This is a genomic window from Serratia myotis, assembly GCF_027474885.1.
In the GTDB taxonomy this organism is placed as follows: domain Bacteria; phylum Pseudomonadota; class Gammaproteobacteria; order Enterobacterales; family Enterobacteriaceae; genus Serratia; species Serratia proteamaculans.
The window spans coordinates 2,293,725-2,315,893 of record NZ_CP099707.1 but is presented as its reverse complement, the minus strand read 5'-3'; the positions used below and the strand labels follow the sequence as shown (position 1 = coordinate 2,315,893).

General features: G+C 56.1%; 18 protein-coding genes. 10 read left to right on the top strand and 8 right to left on the bottom strand.

Annotation, left to right across the window (positions count from 1 at the left end; all coding sequences use genetic code 11):
- Positions 1-243: 243 nt before the first annotated feature.
- A complete protein-coding gene (locus tag NHG65_RS10980; RefSeq protein ID WP_085116433.1) occupies positions 244-1,110 on the top strand; it encodes a fructosamine kinase family protein in 867 nt (288 codons plus the stop codon).
- Between the two features lie 48 nt (positions 1,111-1,158).
- On the opposite strand, the gene NHG65_RS10975 is transcribed toward NHG65_RS10980, so the two are convergent.
- A complete protein-coding gene (locus NHG65_RS10975; protein WP_099065520.1) occupies positions 1,159-1,719 on the bottom strand; it encodes a YniB family protein in 561 nt (186 codons plus the stop codon).
- 195 nt (positions 1,720-1,914) lie between these two features.
- Here NHG65_RS10975 and NHG65_RS10970 point away from each other — a divergent pair, with 195 nt between their 5' ends.
- The 4 genes from NHG65_RS10970 to NHG65_RS10955 all read left to right on the top strand — a co-directional run bounded on the left by NHG65_RS10970 (position 1,915) and on the right by NHG65_RS10955 (position 6,450).
- Positions 1,915-3,195 (top strand): HdeD family acid-resistance protein, encoded by a 1,281-nt coding sequence (locus NHG65_RS10970; protein WP_099065519.1) that lies wholly within the window; start codon positions 1,915-1,917, stop codon positions 3,193-3,195.
- 64 nt (positions 3,196-3,259) lie between these two features.
- Positions 3,260-3,925: a hexitol phosphatase HxpB gene (gene hxpB, locus NHG65_RS10965; RefSeq protein WP_099065518.1), complete on the top strand. Its 666-nt coding sequence runs from the start codon at positions 3,260-3,262 to the stop codon at positions 3,923-3,925.
- Positions 3,926-4,325: 400 nt separating this feature from the next.
- Complete coding sequence (locus tag NHG65_RS10960) at positions 4,326-4,874, top strand: metal-dependent hydrolase (protein ID WP_085116429.1); 549 nt, start codon at positions 4,326-4,328, stop codon at positions 4,872-4,874.
- A gap of 184 nt (positions 4,875-5,058) precedes the next feature.
- Positions 5,059-6,450: an L-cystine transporter gene (locus tag NHG65_RS10955; protein WP_198404508.1), complete on the top strand. Its 1,392-nt coding sequence runs from the start codon at positions 5,059-5,061 to the stop codon at positions 6,448-6,450.
- Positions 6,451-6,513: 63 nt separating this feature from the next.
- Here NHG65_RS10955 and phnX read toward each other — a convergent pair whose 3' ends face one another.
- Positions 6,514-7,323 (bottom strand): phosphonoacetaldehyde hydrolase, encoded by an 810-nt coding sequence (gene phnX, locus NHG65_RS10950; protein ID WP_499183304.1) that lies wholly within the window; start codon positions 7,321-7,323, stop codon positions 6,514-6,516.
- 8 nt (positions 7,324-7,331) lie between these two features.
- On the bottom strand, positions 7,332-8,435 hold the full coding sequence (phnW, locus tag NHG65_RS10945) for a 2-aminoethylphosphonate--pyruvate transaminase (RefSeq protein ID WP_489843846.1): 1,104 nt from the start codon (positions 8,433-8,435) through the stop codon (positions 7,332-7,334).
- A gap of 144 nt (positions 8,436-8,579) precedes the next feature.
- Between phnW and phnR the strand changes: the two genes are divergently transcribed.
- Positions 8,580-9,299 (top strand): phosphonate utilization transcriptional regulator PhnR, encoded by a 720-nt coding sequence (phnR, locus tag NHG65_RS10940; protein ID WP_499183303.1) that lies wholly within the window; start codon positions 8,580-8,582, stop codon positions 9,297-9,299.
- Positions 9,300-9,369: 70 nt separating this feature from the next.
- On the opposite strand, the gene kdgR is transcribed toward phnR, so the two are convergent.
- Positions 9,370-10,161 (bottom strand): DNA-binding transcriptional regulator KdgR, encoded by a 792-nt coding sequence (gene kdgR / locus NHG65_RS10935; protein ID WP_112348357.1) that lies wholly within the window; start codon positions 10,159-10,161, stop codon positions 9,370-9,372.
- A gap of 230 nt (positions 10,162-10,391) precedes the next feature.
- Here kdgR and NHG65_RS10930 point away from each other — a divergent pair, with 230 nt between their 5' ends.
- Positions 10,392-11,786 carry an MFS transporter gene (locus NHG65_RS10930; protein ID WP_499183475.1) on the top strand — a complete coding sequence of 465 codons (1,395 nt, stop codon included), beginning with the start codon at positions 10,392-10,394 and terminating at the stop codon, positions 11,784-11,786.
- Between the two features lie 48 nt (positions 11,787-11,834).
- Here NHG65_RS10930 and htpX read toward each other — a convergent pair whose 3' ends face one another.
- The 4 genes from htpX to NHG65_RS10910 all read right to left on the bottom strand — a co-directional run bounded on the left by htpX (position 11,835) and on the right by NHG65_RS10910 (position 16,360).
- Positions 11,835-12,713 carry a protease HtpX gene (htpX, locus tag NHG65_RS10925; protein WP_012144856.1) on the bottom strand — a complete coding sequence of 293 codons (879 nt, stop codon included), beginning with the start codon at positions 12,711-12,713 and terminating at the stop codon, positions 11,835-11,837.
- A gap of 287 nt (positions 12,714-13,000) precedes the next feature.
- Complete coding sequence (gene prc, locus NHG65_RS10920) at positions 13,001-15,037, bottom strand: carboxy terminal-processing peptidase (RefSeq protein ID WP_099065609.1); 2,037 nt, start codon at positions 15,035-15,037, stop codon at positions 13,001-13,003.
- Between the two features lie 19 nt (positions 15,038-15,056).
- The gene (proQ, locus tag NHG65_RS10915) at positions 15,057-15,767 is read right to left on the bottom strand and encodes an RNA chaperone ProQ (RefSeq protein ID WP_012144854.1); all 711 of its coding nucleotides are present in this window, start codon (positions 15,765-15,767) and stop codon (positions 15,057-15,059) included.
- Positions 15,768-15,862: 95 nt separating this feature from the next.
- Positions 15,863-16,360, bottom strand: a complete 498-nt coding sequence (locus NHG65_RS10910; RefSeq protein WP_099065608.1) for a free L-methionine (R)-S-oxide reductase MsrC — start codon at positions 16,358-16,360, stop codon at positions 15,863-15,865.
- Positions 16,361-16,606: 246 nt separating this feature from the next.
- On the opposite strand from NHG65_RS10910, the gene yebS reads away from it, so the two are divergent.
- From yebS to rsmF, 3 genes are all read left to right on the top strand, one after another.
- The gene (gene yebS / locus NHG65_RS10905) at positions 16,607-17,854 is read left to right on the top strand and encodes a membrane integrity lipid transport subunit YebS (RefSeq protein ID WP_099065611.1); all 1,248 of its coding nucleotides are present in this window, start codon (positions 16,607-16,609) and stop codon (positions 17,852-17,854) included.
- A complete protein-coding gene (locus NHG65_RS10900) occupies positions 17,823-20,453 on the top strand; it encodes a PqiB family protein (protein WP_099065607.1) in 2,631 nt (876 codons plus the stop codon). Before yebS ends, NHG65_RS10900 begins: the two co-directional genes overlap by 32 nt.
- 102 nt (positions 20,454-20,555) lie before the next feature.
- The gene (gene rsmF / locus NHG65_RS10895) at positions 20,556-21,992 is read left to right on the top strand and encodes a 16S rRNA (cytosine(1407)-C(5))-methyltransferase RsmF (protein WP_207980042.1); all 1,437 of its coding nucleotides are present in this window, start codon (positions 20,556-20,558) and stop codon (positions 21,990-21,992) included.
- The last annotated feature ends 177 nt before the right edge of the window (positions 21,993-22,169 follow it).

Here is a 22,169-nt window from a genome sequence, read left to right as displayed (position 1 = left end):
ATAAAAGACATCAAAAAAACACCCTTTCGCCTCAGCCATAGCTGGCCTGATAAACATCGCCCTCACGTCGGCAAGTTGCAACATGCACAGTGCTTAAATTAATCAATAGCGTATATACTTTGAGCAAACGCGGGTGGCGAGAAAATCGCCAGTTGTTGGTGCCAGCTGTGCGCCAGGTCGTGTTTTCTTCAGGCTAAAGACGCTAACCTAATGAATTCGCAGGCAACACAGAGGGGGTGTACCATGTGGCAAGCCGTTAGCCGTCTGTTAAGTGAACATCTTGGCAGCGCAGAAATCCGCGAAAGAACCGAACTGCCCGGGGGCGATATTCACCCGGCATGGCGTGTGAGTTACGGTGACAACCAGGTGTTTGTCAAATGCGATGCCCGTGAGCTGTTGCCCATCTTTACCGCCGAGGCCGACCAGTTGGAATTGCTCGCACGCAGTAAAACCGTGCGGGTGCCTCAGGTGTACGGCGTCGGCAGCGATCGCGACTACAGCTTCCTGCTGCTGGAATACCAACCCCTGAAACCCTTTGACGCCCATGGCGCCTACTGTCTTGGCCAACAACTGGCCCATCTGCATCAGTGGAGTGAACAACCGCAGTTCGGTCTCGACTTCGACAACGATCTGTCCACCACCCCGCAACCCAATGCCTGGCAGCGCCGCTGGTCAGAGTTTTTTGCCGAGCAGCGCATTGGCTGGCAGTTGCAGATGGCGGCGGAGAAAGGCATGACCTTCGGGGATATTGACGAGATTGTTGACGCGGTTTATCTGCGCCTGCAGCACCATCAGCCGCAGCCTTCACTGCTGCATGGCGATTTGTGGCCGGCCAACTGCGCTCTAACCGCCAATGGCCCCTTACTGTTTGACCCGGCCTGTTATTGGGGAGACAGAGAGTGCGATCTGGCGATGCTGCCGCTGTATCCGGAACTGCCGCCGCAGATTTATGACGGCTACCAGAGCGTCTGGCCCCTGGAGAGTGGGTTTATCGAACGTCAGCCGCTGTATCAGCTGTATTACCTGCTCAACCGCAGCAATCTGTTTGGCGGCCAGCATTTGGTCCGCGCCCAGCGCGCGGTAGAAATTCTGCTCCACCCCGAGTCCTGATAAAATAAAGGCGCTGAATCCAGCGCCTTTACCTGACCTCATATCACCTCAAGCCGTGCCGGCCAGTTGACCGAGCAGCTTGATCACAAACCAGGCGATCACGGCAATCACCACCGGCAAAATGTACAGCGGGAAGTATTGCAAGAAGATGGTGTGGTGCGGCAGCGTAATACGTTCTTCCAACTGCGCACGGGTATGTCCTTCGCTGCCCTTGGCCTGCTCGAGGATCATCTGGTCCTCCAGGCCTTCGCGGATAAACTTCACCTGACGTGACATACGCGCACCTGAAGCCTGCAGTGCCAGCCCGACAAAAATCAGAATATAAATAACGATAAACATGAAATTAGCGCCGCTGAACAAGCTTTTCTCTATGTCAGGAACCGGCGAGTTATACCAAAAGATATTCAGGAACGGTGTATTGAAGCGCACCATATCGACCATCACGTGGACAAAATCCAGCATTACCGCATTAATGCCTTTGGTTTTTTCACTGTGCTGATAAACAAACATCAACATTGAGATCAGCGTCGACAGCAACGCCGGGATGAAAACCACCCAGCCAAGAATACGTTTGATAATGGCGATGCGCCCAGCCTGTTGATACGTCATGTGTTCCCCTTGTAAGCGACGTAACCGTAATGGGCTAAGTCTACCTGTAGTTACTGAAACTCGCCCACCGTTTTCTTCAGCCTTGCTGTGCTACAAGCGTAGCCGGGTTTATCCGAAATCAACAGCTTAACGGCATCCGCGCGTTACCATTAAATAGTTATATAGTTAAATCAATCCGTTTAGACAGGGGCCACCATGATCCGGCTGATTATCTTATTGTTGGGCCCACAGGCACTGCACGGTCAGCGCCGCCTGCTGATGCTGTTCGGCTGGCTGTGGATCGCCGTTGGCGCACTGATGTTGTTCGACATATTGCAGGATGGCCGTTCGGTACTGGCGTTAGATGCATTGGCGGTGATGCTGGCGCTGGAGGGGCTGGTGGCAATCTCTGCCGCGCTGGTGATTGGCTCATCCGCCAGCCGGCCGGTACTGCTGAAAGGGCTGGGCTTCTTGTTTATGGCCTTCTTGATGCTGGACGTGCCCGCAGACGATAATATCGTCGCCACGCTGGTGTTTGGCAGCGCGCTGTTGTTGGATGGCGCGGTGCGAATCGCCTCCTCCACGGTGATCCAGCACAGCCGCTGGAAACCGGTAGCCCTGGCGGGCTGCGGCGAAATTCTGCTTTCGCTGATGATTTTTGTCGGCTGGCCCGCCCCCCACCGAATGACGGTACCCTTTTGCCTCGGCGTGATGATCCTGCTTTCCGGCTGGGCGCTGCTGCGTATCGCCCGGCAGTTGGAGAGTTTTGCGCTAAATCAGAACCAGGCCCCCACTGCGCCGCCTCGGATCAATGAAACCCTTCCACTCACCGTCTATGTCTGGACGCCAATCGGCTCGGCAAAAGACGCGCGCCGCCGCTACATTGTCGATCGCTACATCGCCGCGGTGGATGGCGGTGGCAATATATCCACCGGTCACGCCGCTTTGGCGCTGGCACCCGATGTGTATATCAGCCACTACCCGCTTAACGATATCAGCCACTCGGCGCAGGATTTCCGCCAGTTGCTGCATTCCGGTGAGCAAAACAACGTCGACGGGCGCTTTCTGCCCGGCCTGCAGCAAGAGGTTGCCGCCTGGTGCCCACCGGACAAAAAAATCCAGTTCCATCGCTATAACCCAACGGCACTGCGCGCTTTCTGGCAAGATTATCAGCAGGACAGCACCTACAACCTGACCCGGCGCAACTGTTCAACCACGGTTATTCGGGCGCTCGACAGCGCGCTGGAAGGCGTACTGGGCGATAAGCATCTGTGGCGTCGATTTCTGTTGCTGGTGCTCGATCCCAACCTGTGGATGCTGGCGGTGCTGCGCAGTCGTGGTGAAAGCATGACCTGGACGCCGGGGTTGGTGCTGGATTATGCACGTATGTTGCAGCAGGTCACCGAACGCCAACACCAACGCTGGTGGCTAAAACTGCGAGAAATGTGGCGTATCCTGCGCTTTGGCAAAGCCTCGCCACGCAGGCAAAAGTTTTAGTCTCGGCGTCGGCGATGATAAAGTAGCGGGCACATTCACCGGCGTCGGCAGGAGTTAACCGCTAATGGCCTATTCGCAACGCATTGAAACCGCTATTTTTGATATGGACGGTTTATTGATCGATTCAGAACCCCTGTGGCTACAGGCGGAACTGGATATCTTTGGCGCACTGGGATTGGACTTGTCCGATCGCCACAAGCTACCGGATACTCTGGGTCTGCGTATCGATCTGGTGGTGAAAATGTGGTACCAGGCCATGCCGTGGCAAGGGGTTTCGCAGGAGGAAGTCTCTGCGCGAATTATCGAACGCGCCATCGAACTGGTCCGTGAAAAGCAGCCATTGCTGCCGGGCGTACACCAGGCGCTGGAGCTGTGCCGCAGCCTGGATCTGAATATCGGCCTGGCTTCCGCCTCGCCGCTGCACATGCAACAACAGGTGCTGCAGATGTTTGGTCTCGAGGGTTATTTTGATCAACTGGTTTCCGCCGAGTACCTGCCCTACAGCAAGCCGCACCCGGAGGTGTATCTGATCGCCGCCGAACGCCTGGGTAGCGATCCGCTGCGTTGTATCACCCTGGAAGACTCGTTCAACGGCATGATTGCCACCAAGGCCGCCAGAATGCGTTCAATTGTTATCCCGGCGCACGAATATCGCGATGATCAGCGCTGGGCATTGGCCGACCATAAGCTCGAGACACTGGAACAGCTTACCCCGGACCACCTGGCGTAATCTTCACGGCATCGGTCTACTTCCGGTGCCGTTATTCATCCCCGCTCTAATCCCCTGTCACCGCCTGATTTCAAAACCTGACGCTACACCACAAAATAAATAAAACATTATTTCATTTATATTGAATTACCGTACCACGCTCTCTATGCTGGGACCCTAAGAAAGCGCCGGGCGATCGGTACAGGTTGTCACTGCCACGCAGCCTAATCCGGTCGCCCGGCGTTTTCGTTCCATTCAATCCTCGCGTCAGTTCAAAAACGCACAACCCTTAACCCCTTAAGATAACAAGCCATTGTAAAACGGGATAAAATAAACAATTGGTTACAGGGTAACTGCTTCCACCACTGGGAATTTTCCCATATACTGGATAAATTAACAGTTTATCAGTCGGAACAGCAGTATGACCGCGGAAGGACATCTTATTTTCTCTGTCGCTTGCGCGATTTTCGCCAAGAAGGCCGAGGTGACACCGGAGCTGGCTACCGGCGACTGGTGGCATATTATCCCCGCCGCGCTGCTGACCTCACTACTGCCCGATATCGATCACCCCAAATCGGTGCTGGGTCAGCGCCTGCGCTGGATTGCCATCCCGATCTCGCGTGCCTTCGGCCATCGCGGTTTTACCCACAGCCTGCTGGCGATCGCCGGCGGCATGGCGCTTTTCCAGCTTGACGTGCCGCGCAGTTGGCCGATCCCGCCCGACGTGTTGCACGCCATGATTATCGGTTACTTCAGCCACCTGTTGGCGGATATGCTCACTCCGGCCGGCGTGCCCTTGCTTTGGCCCTGCCGCTGGCGTTTTCGCCTGCCGCTGCTCAATTCCCAAAAAGGCAATCAACTCGAGCGCGCCCTGTGCCTGTGTCTGGTGGCTTTCGCCATCTATTGGCAAGGCGGTTGCACCCTTCCAGTGCAGTCATATTTTGAACAAATAAAAAATATCAGACTGTGATCACAAAAAAACGGCCATTTAATCTTCATTCAGATGATTAATTAAACAAATTCGCGCACAAAGTTATATTAAATTCCATTTGGATATAAGTGAGCCGTTACGCAAACTGTTACGATATTTAGTATCGCTACGCCTTGGTGCATAGCCATTTTTATATAAGAAAAAATAATTGGAGACATTGGGGATGAATCTTCCGCTGGTTATTAACGTGGTGATTTTTGTCGCCCTCCTTTTGCTGTTGGCGCAAACCCGCCACAAGCAATGGAGCCTGGCGAAAAAAGTACTGGTTGGTCTGGTGATGGGTGTGGTGTTCGGTCTGGCACTGCAACTGGTTTACGGCTCGGACAACCCGGTACTGAAAGAATCCATCAGCTGGTTCAACATTGTCGGTAACGGCTATGTACAACTGCTGCAAATGATTGTCATGCCGCTGGTCTTCGCCTCGATCCTGAGCGCGGTCGCCAAGCTGCATAACGCCTCTTCATTGGGCAAAATAAGCTTCCTGACCATCGGTACCCTGCTGTTCACCACGCTGATTGCCGCGCTGGTGGGCGTTCTGGTGACCAACCTGTTTGGCCTGACCGCAGAGGGTCTGGTACAGGGCACGCAGGAAAGCGCGCGCATGGTGGCCATTCAGAGCAACTACGTCAGTAAAGTGGCAGATCTGACCGTACCGCAACTGGTACTGTCGTTCGTGCCGAAAAATCCGTTTGCCGATCTGACCGGTGCCAGCCCAACCTCGATCATTAGCGTGGTGATTTTTGCCGCCTTCCTGGGTGTAGCTTCGCTGCAGTTGCTGAAAGACGATAAAGAGAAAGGCCAACGCGTACTGGTAGCCATCGACACCCTGCAAGCATGGGTGATGAAGCTGGTGCGTCTGGTCATGAAGCTGACCCCGTACGGCGTACTGGCGTTAATGACCAAAGTGGTAGCCGGTTCCAACATCCACGACATCGTTAAACTCGGTAGCTTTGTGGTGGCCTCTTATCTGGGCCTGGCCATCATGTTTGGCGTGCACGCAGTGCTGTTGGCCTTCACCGGCGTTAACCCGGCGAAATTCTTCCGCAAAGTTTGGCCGGTGATCACCTTTGCCTTCACCAGCCGCTCCAGCGCCGCCAGCATCCCGCTGAATGTGGAAGCACAAACCCGTCGTCTGGGCATCCCGGAATCTATCGCCAGCTTCTCGGCGTCTTTCGGCGCAACTATCGGCCAAAATGGCTGTGCGGGCCTGTATCCGGCCATGTTGGCGGTAATGGTTGCCCCTACCGTCGGTATCAACCCGCTGGATCCGGTGTGGATCGCCACGCTGGTGGGTATCGTCACCATCAGCTCTGCCGGTGTGGCCGGCGTGGGTGGCGGCGCTACCTTCGCCGCGCTGATTGTGCTGCCCGCACTGGGCCTGCCGGTCACGCTGGTCGCCCTGCTGATTTCGGTTGAACCGCTGATCGACATGGGCCGTACCGCGCTGAACGTCAGTGGCTCCATGACCGCCGGTACCGTCACCAGCCAACTGATGAAGCAGACAGACAAGTCCATTATGGACAGCGAAGACGAAGTGGAACTGGCTCACCAGTAAATTTCGTCGGCAATAAAAAACCGGGGCAGCACTTGGCCCCGGTTTTTTTATGTCTGGAAAAGGTTATGGCCGTTCGCCTGACGCCAGCCGCTGATTGATTTCATCAATCACTCCCGGCAGTTGCACCAGCGTATCAATTACGTAGTGTGCTCCGGCGGCATACAGTTTCTCCGTCGCCAGCGCACGCCGCCGCTCAATCTCCGCGGTGCTCATCTGCTGGTATTCCTGCCAGGTCGCGCCAAATTCGTTGCCGGACAGCGCCAGCCCGATGCTCCACATACCGGCATTCAGCCCTTCGCTTATGCCCGGCACCGCGTCATCCACTTTGACACAGTGCGCCACCGCATCAATACCCAGTGCAATCACGTTCTGCAACGCCATCCACGGGCCGGGTCGGCCGCCCACGCTCAGGTCGTCGGTCGCCACCCAGTGATCCGGCGCATAACCACGCAGCGCCGCGGCCGGTGCCAACACCTCCATGACCGCACGTGGGTACCCGGAACAGGAGCCTATCTTGATGCCCTGCTCGCGCAGCCCCGCTATGACCTGCGGAATCCCTTCGATAGGTGCAGCGAAGTCGACCACCTTGGCAATCTGCAACGGCATAAAGGCCTGGTACAGCGCATCGATATCCTGCCGATTCATCGAGTGGCCAAGCCGTTGCCGGCAGCGCGCATCCACCTCTGGCAGCTTACCCAGCGCTTCGATATGCTGCCACTTACCCAACCCCATCGGAATGCGCGCCTCCGCCAGGCTAATGTCGATATCAAAGGTCTGCTTAAAGGCTTCAACAAAGATCTGTGTCGGTGCAAAGGAACCGAAATCCACCGTGGTGCCGGCCCAATCGAGTATCACTGCGTTAATCTGCTTCATGCTCATCCTTAGAGATCCCAATACATCGCTTGCCCGACCGCGGTCAGCAAACCTTCGATATCCGGCGGATAAATCTCACCGATATTGCCAATGCGGAAGCAGTCGCTCTGTGAAACTTTGCCTGGATAAATAACAAAGCCCTGCTGCTTGAGACGCTGATAAAACTCGGTAAAGCGATAGGTTTCGGCCTTCGGAGAATAGAACGCGGTAATGATCGGCGAGTGCAGCTCATCTTCCAGCAAAGTCTCGAATCCCAGTTCACGCATTCCCGCCACCAGGCGTTGCTGGTTAGCGCGGTAACGGATGTTACGGGCATCAATTCCCCCTTCCTGCTCCAGTTCGCGCAGTGCCTGCGCAAAGGCCAGCAAGGTGTGAGTCGGCGAGGTAAAACGCCATTTACCGGCATTATCTTCCATGCAGCGCCACTGGGCGTATAGATCCAGCGAGAGCGAACGCGACCGTCCGGCGCACTTTTCCAGCTCGCTACGGCGGGCAATCACAAAGGCGAAACCCGGCACGCCCTGAATGCATTTATTGGCAGAGCTGATCAGGTAATCAATGCCCAGCGCATCGACATCCAGCGGAATGCCACCGAAGCTGCTCATCGCATCCACGATCAGGGTTTTACCGTTTCGCGCTGCCAGGCCCGAAACCCGCTCCAACGGATTAAGCATCCCGGTGGTGGTTTCGCAGTGCACCATGGCGATATGGCTAATCTGTGCATCGCCCTTCAGCACCGCTTCCATGGCCTCCACATCCGGCTCATTCACTTCACCACAGTGAAACTCGTGGTGATTGAGGTCCATCAGTCTGGCCATTTCGACCATACGAGCGCCGTAAGCACCGTTATTGACGATCAGCAGTTTGTCCTGCGGCCCCATCACCGTGCCCAACACCGCCTCTACCGCAAAACTGCCGCTGCCCTGCAACAGCACCGAGGTATAACCCGTCGATTGAGTCGCCAGTGTCACCAGTTTTTGACGAATACTCTGTACCACGCCCAGGTTGTAGTCTTCATCCCAGGTACAGCTATCGAACAGCATCGCCTCTTTCACCGTTTTTGAGGTGGTCAGCGGGCCGGGCGTTAACAGCAGGTAATTATGTTCAGACATTTCACTCACCCATTTGGTCTATACCAGATAGCGAGTATAGTGGCGGTAAATTTGCCTTCGGGTCAAACGACAACCGCAGCTGAAACAAAAAATTCATCTGCATATGTATAATGGGCGCGTGCCGAAATGCCATAGCGAGATGAGATGAAACCACATCAGGGCGAGATGCCCCACTACCTGCAAATCAAGGATCAGTTACAGGCGCGCATCAGCCAGGGTGCGCTGCAGGCGGGTGACAAGCTGCCTTCTGAGCGTGAGCTGTGCGCCATTTTTTCCACCACCCGCGTGACGGTCCGTGAAAGCCTGGCACAGCTGGAAGCCACCGGTGCCATTTATCGCGCCGACCGCCGGGGCTGGTTTGTGACACCGGAACGGCTGTGGCTGGATCCAACACAGAACACCAACTTTCACCGATTGTGTCTGGAGCAGGGACGCACGCCGCGTACCGAATTGTTATCCGCTGAAAAAACCACGGTGCCGCTCGACGTGATACAGCCGCTGGCCCTGCAGCCGTTTGATCAAATCTATCTGCTGCGCCGCGTACGCCATGCCGACGGGCGGGCGATTTGCTACTGCGAAAACCACTGCCTGCCACAACGGGTACCGGGCCTGCTCGAGCAGGATCTCAACGGCAGCCTGACCGAGATTTATCAGCAACACTACGCGCTGATCTACCGCAAAATGCACCTGTCGTTTTACCCAACCGCCTTGCCCTACCACGCCGCTAGTGCTCTGGGTGCCATGGTTGGCTTGCCTGCACTGCTGCTGCGCCGGCTGAATTACGATCAGCATGGTCACATTCTCGACTTTGATATTGAGTACTGGCGCCATGACAGCCTGCGCATTGAAGTGGATACGTTGTAAATCTCTTGGTATAGACCAAAAAAAGGCGCTGCCCGTGTCTGGCAACGCCTTTTAATGGCGAAAAATGGGATCAGAATGGATAGTGGTGGTAACCCATTTGCTCAGAAATGTTGCGCGCGGCGGCATGCAGACGTTTGACGTAATCCGCTCTGGCGTCTTCAGAATAACGAATGGAGGGGAATGAAATGCTCAGGCCGGCGGTCACCATGCCGAAACGGTCAAACACCGGCACCGCGATACAGCGCAGCCCTTCCTCCTGCTCCTCTATATCTTCACCCACGCCCTGCTCACGCACCTGATCCAACAGCGATAACAGCGCCGCGGCGTCGGTCAGGGTGTTCGGGGTGCTGCGGGTAAACTCAATTTGCGACAGAATTTTTTCCACTTCAGCCCGGTCACGCCAGGCCAATAGCACTTTACCGATCGCAGTGCTGTGCAGCGGGTTGCGACGACCGATGCGCGAATACATGCGCAGGTTATACATGGCATCAATTTTATGGATATAGACAATGCTGTCTTCATCCAGCGCCCCGAGGTGTATGGCTTCACGGGTGTGATTCGACAGTTCGCGCATTTGGATATCAGCGCTGCGGATCAGATCGACGCTCTGCAGCGACTTGGCACCCAGTTCAAACAGCTTGAGCGTGAGCGCATATTTTTCCGACTCGCCTTCCTGCGACACATAGCCCAATGACTTCATGGTCTGCAAAAAACGGTAGACGGTGCTTTTGGACATCATCACCCGTTGGGAAAGTTCAGTAATGCCGATCTCGCGTTCCTCGCCCAGCGCCTGCAAGATACCGAATACTTTCAGCACGGACGAAACCGCATCCGGTTGTTTATCTGGATCTGCGTTAACCATAGTCAATATCCCACCTGGCATTTTCTGTTTTAAGAAATTTGAACAAGGGTTTCAGTATACGCGGTACCTCAAAGGCCACGCAATCTGCCCCGGGGATAAATGCCTGAAGAACGTATTGGGCGCAGTGTTCTCATCGGTTATTACAATTGCGCGGGAAACTGTGGATGCAATCGCAGACGAATATGATTAGCATGTTAATACTCCCCCGGATTAATACCTTCGAGATCAACATGCGTTCTTGTACTGACGGCCTGCCCGTCCCGCAACGCTATGGGGCAATCCTCGCCATTGCCCTGGGCATTACCGTTTCAGTGCTGGACGGCGCGATTGCCAACGTGGCCCTGCCGACCATCGCCCGCGATCTGAACGCCAGCCCGGCCAGTTCCATCTGGGTGGTTAACGCCTACCAGTTGGCCATCACCATTTCACTGCTGTCACTGGCCTCGCTGGGCGACCTGATTGGCTATCGCCGTATCTATCAGGCCGGCCTGTTGCTATTCAGCATTACCTCGCTGTTCTGCGCCCTGTCCGACTCGTTGACAACGCTGACCATCGCCCGCGTGCTGCAGGGCTTTGGCGCAGCCGCCATCATGAGCGTTAACACCGCCTTGATCCGCATTATCTATCCGCAGCGTTTTCTCGGCCGCGGCATGGGCATTAACTCGCTGATTGTCGCCTTTTCCTCGGCCGCCGGCCCCACGGTAGCGGCGGCGATCCTGTCGGTCGCTTCCTGGCAATGGCTGTTCGCCATCAATCTGCCGATTGGTATCGTCGCATTGTTATTGGGAATGAAGTACCTGCCCGGCAATAGCCAGAAAAGCTCCAATCAACGCTTTGATCCGACCAGCGCCGTGATGAACGCCCTGACCTTCGGACTGTTGATCACCGCCATCAGCGGCTTCGCTCAGGGCCAAAGCCTGACGCTGATTTTCGGCGAAATCGCTGCGCTGCTGGTGATTGGCTTCTTCTTTGTCCGTCGCCAGTTGCGTCAGGAGTTCCCATTGCTGCCGGTAGACCTGCTGCGCATCCCGATTTTCGCCCTGTCGATGGGCACCTCCGTTTGTTCATTCGCCGCGCAGATGCTGGCCATGGTGTCGCTGCCGTTCTTCCTGCAAAGCACGCTGGGCCGTGATGAGGTCGCCACCGGCTTGCTGCTGACCCCCTGGCCTTTGGCGATTATCGTCATGGCGCCGCTGGCAGGACGACTGGTGGAGCGCATCCATGCCGGTTTGTTGGGCTGTATCGGCCTGGCGGTATTTGCACTGGGGCTGTTCCTGCTGGCGCTGCTGCCGCATAACCCGTTGGATCTGGATATCATCTGGCGCATGGTGCTTTGCGGCGCGGGCTTTGGCTTGTTCCAGTCACCGAATAACCACACTATTATTTCCGCTGCCCCGCGTAACCGTAGCGGGGGTGCCAGCGGCATGCTGGGTACCGCACGGCTGTTGGGACAAACCTCCGGTGCCGCCTTGGTGGCATTGATGTTCAACCTGTTCCCCACCTCCGGCACCCATGCCTCGCTGATCCTGGCCGGCAGTTTTGCCACGCTGGCAGCGGTGGTCAGCAGCCTGCGCATTACCCAACCACGGGCACAACAGGTAGAAAGCAGCCGCCCCGCCAAATAGCAGGCATAAAAAAACCCCGGCAAGCCGGGGTTTTTAACGTTCTCAGGGTTACTTCAGATACTGACCTGAGCGCAGCGCTTCGATACGTTTATCGAGCGGCGGGTGCGACATGAACAGTTCGCTGAACGACTTGGATTTGCCGTTGATGCAGAACGCCATCATGTTGCCCGCTTCCTGCGGTTCATAGCTGGTTTTCAGCCGTTGCAACGCAGCAATCATCTTCTCGCGACCCACCAGTTTGGCGGAACCTGCGTCGGCATAGAACTCACGGTGACGCGAGAACCACATGGTGATAATGCTGGCCAGGATGCCGAAGACCAGCTCCAGTACCATCGACACGCCGAAATAAATCATCGGGTTGCCGTTGCCTTCCCCTTCGCCGTCACGGTTGCCCAGGAAGCCGGCGGCCGCCTGTGCGATCAGCCGTGAGATAAAGATCACGAAGGTGTTCACGATGCCCTGAATCAGCGTCATGGTGACCATGTCGCCGTTGGCAACGTGGCTGATTTCGTGGGCAATAACCGCTTCCGCTTCGTCACGGCTCATGCTTTGCAGCAAACCGGTGCTGACGGCGACCAGCGACGCATTACGGCGCGCACCGGTGGCGAAGGCGTTAATGTCTGGTGCGTGATAAATAGCCACCTGCGGCATGGCAATGCCTGCCTGCTGCGACTGACGGCGGACCGTTTCCAGCAGCCAGTTTTCGGTCTCGTTACGCGGCTGTTCAATCACTTCCCCGCCGACGGAGCGCAGCGCCATCCATTTGGACATCAGCAATGAGACAAACGAACCGCCGAAGCCGAACAGACCGGCCATGATCATCAGGCCCTGAACGCTACTGGATTGGATTCCTGTCAGGCTGAGCACCAGCCCGAAAACCAACATCACCGCCAGGTTGGTGAGCAGGAACAGAGCTATACGCATCATAAAATGTTTACTTCCTCATAAATGTTAACAAAACGCTGCCTCGGATACCCTAGATGGTATGGGCATTCGTCACAGTTTCAAGAGTTGCACGCCATTAACCTACTAAAAATACGAAACTTTACAAAAACGGCGCTCAAGCAATACTTTTCAAATTGTAAACGATTGTTGCGCAAAACGGTGGGTATTTTTGCGTAAAATTAACGGTGTGGATTATTCAACTTCCTCCGGAGCGCCCATTAAAAAACGCACCCTAGGGTGCGTTTTTCATTTACTGATACTCGGCTGCGTTATTTCGCCGCCGCCGGCTGCGCCTGTTCAAGGTGCGCCAGATCCAGGGCGATGTGCACGGTTTCATCCAGGTATGGGTCTGGCTCCTGGTAATCCTTCGGCAAATCGTCCAGTGCCTTCAGCGGCTTCTTACCGGCGCGCTGCAGGCGATCATTAACGCGTTGCAGACGGGTAGCGTCATCGTCGTGGTTCTCTTTCTCGCGCTGGGCAAGGTTGAGTGAGACGATGTTACGCTTGTCCTTCAGCGCCTTGTAATGAGCAATATCCTGCGCGATGTACTGGAACTCCGGATCCTTGGCGATACGCTGCTCATGGTCTTTCAACAGCTCAGGATCGAACGGCTTCAGATCACCGGTTTTGGTGTAGGTCGCCGCATTGATGCTGTCCCACGGCATAGCGTTATCTTCAAACGCTTCACCGGTTTCCGCCGGATCGACACCGCTTGGCATCAGGATATCCGGGGTAACCCCCTTACGTTGGGTACTGCCGCCATTAACGCGGTAGAACTTCTGAATGGTGTATTGCACCGAGCCCAACGCCGGCCACTCCGGACGCAGCATCTGATCGTAAATGCGGTTCAACGAGCGATACTGCTGCACGGTGCCTTTCCCGAAGGTCGGTTCACCGACAATCAGTGCACGACCATAGTCTTGCATCGCAGCGGCAAAGATCTCGGAAGCCGAGGCGCTGAAACGGTCAACCAGTACCACCAGCGGTCCCTTGTAATAGGTCACGCCGTCGGTGTCCGCGTCTTCGCGTACTTTGCCGTTGTTATCACGCACCTGCACTACCGGGCCGCTAGGAATGAACAGGCCGGACAGCGATACCGCTTCGGTCAGTGCGCCGCCGCCGTTAGTGCGCAGATCGATGATCAGGCTCTTGACGTTCTGCTTGGCCATCTTCTGCAACTGAACTTTCACATCATCGGTCAAGCCAACGTAGAAGCCCGGGATGTCCATCACCGCGACTTTCTCTTTACCGACGGTCTTGATGGTCATTTTCACCGCGCGGTCTTCCAGACGGATACGCTCGCGGGTCAATGTGACCACCCGGGTTTTGGTGCCCTTGCCGGCCGGCAGGATTTCCAGGCGCACCTTGCTGCCCTTCGGCCCTTTAATCAGGGAAACCACGTCGTCCAGACGCCAGCCGATCACATCGACCACAGGTTTGCCCGCCTGGCCAACGCCGACAATACGGTCACCCACGGTGATCGCCTTGCTCTTCGCCGCCGGGCCACCTGGCACCATGGAGTTGATCAGGGTGTAATCGTCATCCATCTGCAACACCGCACCGATACCTTCCAGTGACAGGCTCATCTCGGTATTGAACTGTTCGGTGTTACGTGGGGAGAGATAGTTGGTATGCGGGTCGATTTCATGCGCAAAGGCATTCATCGCCAGCTGGAAAACGTCTTCGCTGTTGCTTTGTGTCAGGCGCTTGATGGCGAACTGATAGCGTTTGGTCAGCGTTTCACGGATTTCCTTGTCGGTCTTGCCGGTCAGCTTGAGGTTCAGCTCGTCATATTTGACTTTAGCGTTCCACAGCGCGTCCAGTTCGGCCTTGTCTTTCGGCCACGGCGCTTTGCTGCGGTCGAGATCGATAGTGTCGTTGCCGGTGAAGCTCATTGGCTTTTCCAGCAGCGACAATGCATAGGTATAACGCTCAAAACGGCGTTTCTGCGCCAGATTGTACAGCGCGTATGGCGTATCCAGCTTACCGCTTTTCAGCTCTTCGCCCAGCTGATTGCGCTTGTTGGCGAATTGCGCCACGTCGGAGGCCAGCAGCACGTTATGGCTGTAGTCCAACATATTCAGGTAACGATCGAAGATCTTGCCTGAAAAGTCCGCGTCGAGGGCAAACTGACGGTAATGAGAGCGAGTGAAGCGCGAAGTTACGCGCTCACTCACCGTTGCATGTTGCGGTTCCTGCTGAAGCTGAGGCAGTTGATCGATGCGGATGTTGGCTGGTTCCGCTCCGTAACTGACACCCGCCCACAACAGACCCGCGACTGCTGTTAATCTGACAAATTTGTTCATGCCTTGGTTGGCCTCCGTATCAGAACTGCAAGTGTTCTGCGCGCACAATCATCGCCAGACCGGAAGAGAGCTGCACACGTACGCCATCTTTGGCGATTTCAAGTACGGTTGCATCCATCGCACTCTGGCCTGCTCTGACTTTGATTTCTTGGCCAATTTGCAGTTTAGAGATATCCGTGACTGGCACACGACGCTGCTGGCTTTCCTCTTTGACTTCACGAGGTTGGCGAGCGGGCTGTGGGCGAGTTTGTGGGCGCGGCTTGCGGTTTTCCGGTGCGGCTCCGCCTTCGCGACGTGCAGCAGGTTTTTTACCGGCTGGACGTGGACGACGAGGTTCCGCAGCGGCTGATTCACCGGCAGCTTCACGTTTTTTGGCGTTTTGCTCGGCACGCTGTGCCTGAACTCGCGCTTTTGCTTCTTCAAGCTGTTGACGGGCATGATCGACATGCTGCTGTTCCAGCTCACCGCACGGGTTACCGTCCAAATCGACGCGCTGGGCGCCAACTTTGACACCGTACAGGTAACGCCAGCTTGAGGTGTACAGGCGCAGTGCAGAACGCAATTGCGTTTTGCTTAGGTTTTCTTCCCCCTGAACACGCTCGACCAGATCCTGAAAAATACCGATTTTCAACGGGCGAGCTTCGCCCTCGGCGCTAAAGCAGAGCGGAAAACGCTCGGCAAGAAAAGCAATGACTTCTTTACTAGAGTTCAACTTAGGTTGATTTTCCATGAAATTTCCTGATTACAACGGGTTTGCCAACCAGCGCAGGCATGAACAGGCGTCATTATAATGACGCCATCGGTAAATGCCACGTTAACCGTAGATCAACTTGCTGCCACAGTGACATATTTCGCACTATCACACTGTTCCAGCTGCGCGCAAAGCCCCGCCACCACTGCTTCCAGGCCCCTTTCGTCCTGTTCGTCGAAACGTTGATAAACTGTGCTGTCGATATCGAGAACGCCGATAATCTGACCGCCAACATTGAGCGGCAGCACAATTTCTGCATTACTGGCCGCGTCACAGGCGATATGACCGGGGAACTCATGGACATCGCCAACGCGCTGCACGCGATTTTCTGCCACTGCGGTACCACACACTCCCTTGCCGACCGGAATACGCACGCAGGCGATTTTTCCCTGGAACGGACCCAGCACCAATTGTGCTCCATCCATCAGATAGAAGCCGGCCCAGTTGACGTCGTCAAGACGCTCGTTGATCAACGCACTGGCGTTGGACAACGCGGCGATAAAGTGGGTTTCGCCGTCAAGCAGCGCGCATAAATCACGTTTTAATTCCGCGTAGAATTGTTCTTTTGTCATTTGTTAACCATTAATACAGTGAAGATGGCCACTAGCCCGAGTCTTAAGCCCTATAAAATAAGCATTAAATGCGTATAGCCACAAGGTTAATCATCTGTTGCTTCACAAAACCCTACCGGGCGAGGTATGTTTGCCGGTCGGAAACCCTGTTTTGCCGTCCGGTGCTTGGCCTTATAAGGTACAGACAGATTTATTTTTCAGCTACGCTAATCGAATACGGCGAGCTCTGGGGCAGCTTTTGTCATGATGAAAATACACGCGATCACCGGTCCGCTATCCAAAGCACGTCACCAGCGCTGTTGCGAATGCGACCTGCTGTTTGTGTTGCCGCCCCTGAGCGGCAAGCAGGCGGCCTACTGCCCGCGCTGCGATGCCAAGATCGTGAGTGGCCGTGACTGGTCGATGACTCGCCTGACCGCCATGGCGGTCACCATGCTGTTGCTGATGCCCTTCGCTTTCAGCGAGCCGTTGATCAGCATTCGCTTGCTGGGAGTGCGCATTGACGCCAGCCTGCTGGAAGGCATCTGGCAGATGAGCCACCAGGGGGATCCTCTCACCGCCAGCATGGTGGCGTTTTGCACCATTGGCGCCCCACTGACGCTGGCGCTGTCGCTGCTTTACCTGCGTTTCGGCCATGCGCTGGGCATGAACCTGCGCCCGGTGCTGCTGATGCTGGATCGATTGAAAGAGTGGGTCATGCTCGATATTTACCTGATCGGCATGGCGGTGGCGACCATCAAAGTTAAAGAATATGCGGATATTCAGGCTGGCAGTGCGCTGATCGCCTACCTGTCGCTCACCCTGCTCAGCATCCTGACGCTGATCCACGTCAATCTGGAACAATTGTGGGAGCGCTATTATCCGCAGGAACAACCGGAAGGCCCACCGACAGCGCTGCATATCTGCCTGTCGTGCCACTTTACCGGCTACCCAGATGAACGTGGCCGCTGTCCGCGTTGCCATATTCCGATGTGTCACCGGCAGCCCTACAGCCTGCAAAAAACCTGGGCGGCGCTGATTGCGGCGATGATTTTGCTGATCCCGGCCAACCTGATGCCGATCTCCATTATTTACGCCAACGGCGCACGAATGGAAGACACCATCTTCTCTGGCGTGGTCTCGCTGGCGACCTCCGGCAATGCGCCGATCGCCGCCATCGTGTTCATTGCCAGCGTACTGGTGCCCTTTACCAAGGTCATTGTGCTGATCACCCTCCTGTTCAGCATTCATTTCAAGACCTCGCACAGCCTGAAAACGCGAATCCGCCTGCTGCGCCTGGTCACCTGGATTGGCCGTTGGTCGATGCTCGATCTGTTTGTGATTGCCTTAATGATGTCACTGGTGAATCGCGACCAATTGTTATCTTTTACTATGGGACCGGCAGCCTTTTACTTTGGGTCTGCGGTTATTTTAACTATTCTTGCCGTAGAGTGGCTGGATAGCCGATTGATTTGGGATGCACATGCAACAGGAAACGCCGAATACACCGACTGAAGCGCGGGTCAGAAACAAGCGCCGTATTTCGCCATTCTGGTTACTGCCGTTTATTGCCCTGCTGATCGCAGGGTGGCTGGTCTATAACAATTTCCAGGAACGCGGCACCACGGTAACCATTGATTTCCAGTCCGCGGCGGGCATTGTCGCCGGACGTACCCCAGTGCGTTATCAGGGGGTGGAAGTCGGTACCGTACAGAGCATCAGCCTGAGCAAGGATCTGCGCAGCATTGTGGTCGAAGTCAGCATCAAGAGCGACCTGGAAGACTCCCTGCGCGACGGCACCCAGTTTTGGCTGGTGACGCCAAAAGCCTCGTTGGCGGGCGTATCTGGCCTGGATGCCCTGGTGGGCGGCAACTACATCGGCATGATGCCGGGCACCGGGCAGCCGAAAACCCACTTCACCGCGCTCGATACCCAGCCCAAGTACCGGCTGAATACCGGTGAACTGATGATTCATCTGCATGCTGACGATCTCGGCGCACTCAACACCGGCTCGCTGGTGTATTACCGTAAGATCCCTGTTGGCAAGGTGTATGACTACACCATCGCCGAAGGCAATAAAGGCGTCACTATTGACGTACTGATCGACCGCCGCTTTGCCAATCTGGTGAAGGGCAACAGCCGTTTTTGGAACGTCTCCGGCTTCAAGGGTGATTTCAGCCTGGCGGGTGCCTCGGTGCAGATGGAAAGCCTGGCCGCGTTGGTCAACGGCGCCATTGCTTTTGACTCACCGCTCGAGGGCCAGCAGGCCAAGGCCGATCAAAGCTATACCCTGTATCCGGATCTGGCACACAGCCAACGCGGCGTGAACATTACGCTGGACTTGCCGAGCGGCAATAACCTGAGTGAAAACCGCACCCCGCTGATTTATCAGGGACTGCAGGTCGGTACCCTGACCAAGCTGACGCTACAACAGGACAGCAAGGTCACCGGTGAGCTGACCATCGATCCGTCGGTGGTAGATTTAATGCGTAGCGGCACGCGAATTGTCATGCGTAGCCCACGCCTGAGCCTTAACGATGCCAAACTCAGCCAACTGCTCACCGGCAATACGCTGGAGCTGGTGCCGGGTGACGGCGAACCGCAACAGCATTTCAACGTGCTGGATAGCAGTGAGACTCTGTTGCAGCAACCTGGCGTGCTGACCGTGACGCTGAACGCGCCACAAAGTTACGGTATTGACGTCGGTCAGCCGTTGGTGGTGCATGGCGTTAAAGTCGGCCAGGTAATGAGCCGTGCCCTGACGGACAACGGCGTGGTCTTTACCGCCGCCATCGATGCGCAATATCGCCGCCTGCTGCACAAAGACAGCAAGTTCGTGGTCAACAGCCGGGTCGACGTCAAACTGGGCCTCGACGGCATGGAAGTGCTGGGGGCCAGTGCACAGGAGTGGCTGGACGGCGGCGTGCGTATTATCCCCGGCAGCAAGGGGGAACCTGTCGGCCAGTATCCGCTGTATAGCAACAGTGAAAAAGCCGAGGCCGGTATTATCGGCAACAGCCCAACGCCAACCCTGACGCTGAACGCCGTCAGCCTGCCGGATGTTCAGGCCGGTTCGGTGGTGCTGTACCGTAAATTCCAGGTGGGCGAAATTGTTAACGTTCGTCCGAAGGCCAACGAATTTGAAGTGGATGTCTATATCAGCCCGGAATACCGCAAGCTGCTGACCAACGAAAGCATCTTCTGGGCCGAAGGCGGTGCCAAGGTGCAATTGAACGGCAGCGGCCTGACGGTACAGGCTTCACCGCTTAACCGGGCGCTGAAGGGGGCCATCAGTTTCGATAATTTGCAGGGCGTGACGCTGAGCAAAGGCGCCAAACGCATGCTGTACGCCACAGAAACCGCCGCCCGCGCGGTGGGTAGCCAGATAACCCTGAAAACCTACGACGCCAGTAAAGTGTCGCCAGGCATGCCGCTACGTTATCTTGGCATCGATATCGGCCAGGTGGATTCGCTAAAATTGGCGCCAGAGCGTAATGAAGTGTTGGTCAAGGCGGTGCTGTACCCGGAATACGTGCAGACCTTCGCGCGTCTGGGCAGCCGTTTCTCCATCGTATCGCCGGAGATTTCCGCCGCCGGGGTCAGTAACCTGGACACCCTGTTGCAGCCGTACATTAATGTGGAACCGGGTCGTGGGCGTGAACTGCGCAACTTTGAACTGCAAGAAGCCACTATTACCGACTCGCGCTATCAGGACGGCCTGAGCGTGATCCTCGACGCCGCCGAAACCGGCTCGCTGCAAATTGGCACCCCGGTGCTGTTCCGCGGTGTGGAAGTGGGCACCGTCACCGGCTTCTATCTGGGCGCCATGTCCGATCGCATTCACGTCGCGCTGCGCATCAGCAAGAAGTACCAATATCTGGTGCGTAACAACAGCGTGTTCTGGCTGGCTTCCGGCTACAATCTGCAGTTCGGTCTGACCGGCGGTGTGATCAAGAGCGGGACCTTCCAGCAGTTCATTCGTGGCGGCATTGCTTTTGCCACCCCACCGAGTATTCCGCTGGCACCGAAGGCGACGCCGCACAAGCACTTTATGCTGAATGCGGAAGAGCCAAAAGACTGGCGAGAATGGGGTACCGCCATCCCTAAAGAGTAAATTCGTCTCTCCTCAGGGGCTCAGCAATGCTGGGCCCCTACTGTTTCTCGCTTTGTGGTAAACTCCCGCCCTTATTTTGATAGCTGCCAGAGAGCTCACCCCGTGGCCAAACCTGCCTCCGTTTTTTTGCCGCCCGCCTTTCTCGATGCGACGCGCGCCATCATGCCCGCCGACCTGTCGATGGACGATTTCATTGCTGCCTGCCAACGCCCGCTGCGCCGTAGCCTGCGGGTCAATACCCTGAAGATCAGCGTTGCCGATTTTCAAGCGCTGGTGCAGGACTATGACTGGCAATTGGAACCGATCCCCTGGTGTGCGGAAGGCTTTTGGATCGAACGTAAGGACGAAGAGCTGCGGCTGGGCAGCGCGGCAGAACACCTGAGCGGCCTGTTTTACATTCAGGAAGCCAGCTCGATGCTGCCAGTCAGTGCGCTGTTCGCCGAGACTGAAATGCCGCGCCGGGTGCTGGACGTTGCCGCTGCGCCGGGCTCCAAAACCACCCAAATTGCGGCGTTGATGAACAACCAGGGCGGTATTGTCGCCAATGAATACTCCGCCAGTCGGGTCAAGGTGTTGCACGCCAACATCAGCCGCTGCGGCGTGAAAAACGTGGCGCTGACCCACTTCGACGGCCGGGTGTTCGGCGCGGCGTTGCCGGAAAGCTTCGACGCCATTTTGCTGGATGCCCCCTGTTCCGGTGAAGGCGTGGTGCGTAAAGATCCGGACGCCATGAGCAACTGGTCGCCGGCAAGCGTAGCCGCCATCGCCGACACCCAGCGTGAACTGATCGACAGCGCCTTCCATGCTCTGGCTCCGGGTGGCGTCATGGTCTACTCCACCTGCACGCTCAACGCGCAGGAAAACCAGCAGATCGTCAACGGACTGCTGGCGACCTACGGCGACGCGGTAAGCATTGAACCTCTGGGTGAACTGTTCCCGGGCGCAGAACGGGCGTTAACCGCTGAAGGTTTCCTGCACGTCTTCCCACAGATCTACGACAGCGAAGGCTTCTTTGTGGCGCGGTTGCGCAAGCACCACTCCGTCACCGCGTTGGCGAAGCCAAGCTATAAGTTGGGCAAATTCCCGTTTACCCCGCTTTCCGGCAAGGATTCCGCCGAGATCGCTCAGGCCGCAGCGGCCTCTGGACTGGCCTGGGATGAAACCAGTCGCCTGTGGGCACGCGATAAAGAGATCTGGCTGTTCCCTGCCGAGCTGGAAGCGCTGGTCAACAAGGTGCGTTTCTCGCGTATCGGGATAAAACTGGCCGAGCGTTTCACCAAGGGCTACCGCTGGCAGCACGAAGCGGTTATCGCGCTGGCAGTTGCCGAGGGCAAACAGCGTTTTGAGCTGGACGCCGCACTGGCGCAAGAGTGGTTCCACGGTCGCGACCTGTACCCAGAGCCGCCGCCGCTGACCGATGAATGCATTGTCACCTATCAGCAACAGCCGTTAGGCATCGCCAAACGCATAGGCAGCCGGATAAAAAACAACCTGCCGCGCGAACTGGTTCGCGATGGCACGTTGGATTTTCATCAGTAAATCAATCCGCATGGGTTGGAACTGGCCGGAAAATTCCGGCCAGTTAATTTCGCTAATAATATTCCGACAGGCGAATATTATTATTCTAATCATTTTACTCTCTCGGCATTATCCCCTCTTCTGTTCGGAAGATAGCGACATCTTTCAAAAATAAAGAAAATTTTCGGCCCCCTACCA

Excerpts from the sequence above, each read along its gene's own strand:
- NHG65_RS10980 (WP_085116433.1), top strand. The coding sequence starts at position 244 with ATGTGGCAAGCCGTTAGCCGTCTGTTAAGTGAACATCTTGGCAGCGCA.
- NHG65_RS10975 (WP_099065520.1), bottom strand. The coding sequence starts at position 1,719 with ATGACGTATCAACAGGCTGGGCGCATCGCCATTATCAAACGTATTCTT.
- NHG65_RS10970 (WP_099065519.1), top strand. The coding sequence starts at position 1,915 with ATGATCCGGCTGATTATCTTATTGTTGGGCCCACAGGCACTGCACGGT.
- hxpB (WP_099065518.1), top strand. The coding sequence starts at position 3,260 with ATGGCCTATTCGCAACGCATTGAAACCGCTATTTTTGATATGGACGGT.
- NHG65_RS10960 (WP_085116429.1), top strand. The coding sequence starts at position 4,326 with ATGACCGCGGAAGGACATCTTATTTTCTCTGTCGCTTGCGCGATTTTC.
- NHG65_RS10955 (WP_198404508.1), top strand. The coding sequence starts at position 5,059 with ATGAATCTTCCGCTGGTTATTAACGTGGTGATTTTTGTCGCCCTCCTT.
- phnX (WP_499183304.1), bottom strand. The coding sequence starts at position 7,323 with ATGAAGCAGATTAACGCAGTGATACTCGATTGGGCCGGCACCACGGTG.
- phnW (WP_489843846.1), bottom strand. The coding sequence starts at position 8,435 with ATGTCTGAACATAATTACCTGCTGTTAACGCCCGGCCCGCTGACCACC.
- phnR (WP_499183303.1), top strand. The coding sequence starts at position 8,580 with ATGAAACCACATCAGGGCGAGATGCCCCACTACCTGCAAATCAAGGAT.
- kdgR (WP_112348357.1), bottom strand. The coding sequence starts at position 10,161 with ATGGTTAACGCAGATCCAGATAAACAACCGGATGCGGTTTCGTCCGTG.
- NHG65_RS10930 (WP_499183475.1), top strand. The coding sequence starts at position 10,392 with ATGCGTTCTTGTACTGACGGCCTGCCCGTCCCGCAACGCTATGGGGCA.
- htpX (WP_012144856.1), bottom strand. The coding sequence starts at position 12,713 with ATGATGCGTATAGCTCTGTTCCTGCTCACCAACCTGGCGGTGATGTTG.
- prc (WP_099065609.1), bottom strand. The coding sequence starts at position 15,037 with ATGAACAAATTTGTCAGATTAACAGCAGTCGCGGGTCTGTTGTGGGCG.
- proQ (WP_012144854.1), bottom strand. The coding sequence starts at position 15,767 with ATGGAAAATCAACCTAAGTTGAACTCTAGTAAAGAAGTCATTGCTTTT.
- NHG65_RS10910 (WP_099065608.1), bottom strand. The coding sequence starts at position 16,360 with ATGACAAAAGAACAATTCTACGCGGAATTAAAACGTGATTTATGCGCG.
- yebS (WP_099065611.1), top strand. The coding sequence starts at position 16,607 with ATGAAAATACACGCGATCACCGGTCCGCTATCCAAAGCACGTCACCAG.
- NHG65_RS10900 (WP_099065607.1), top strand. The coding sequence starts at position 17,823 with ATGCAACAGGAAACGCCGAATACACCGACTGAAGCGCGGGTCAGAAAC.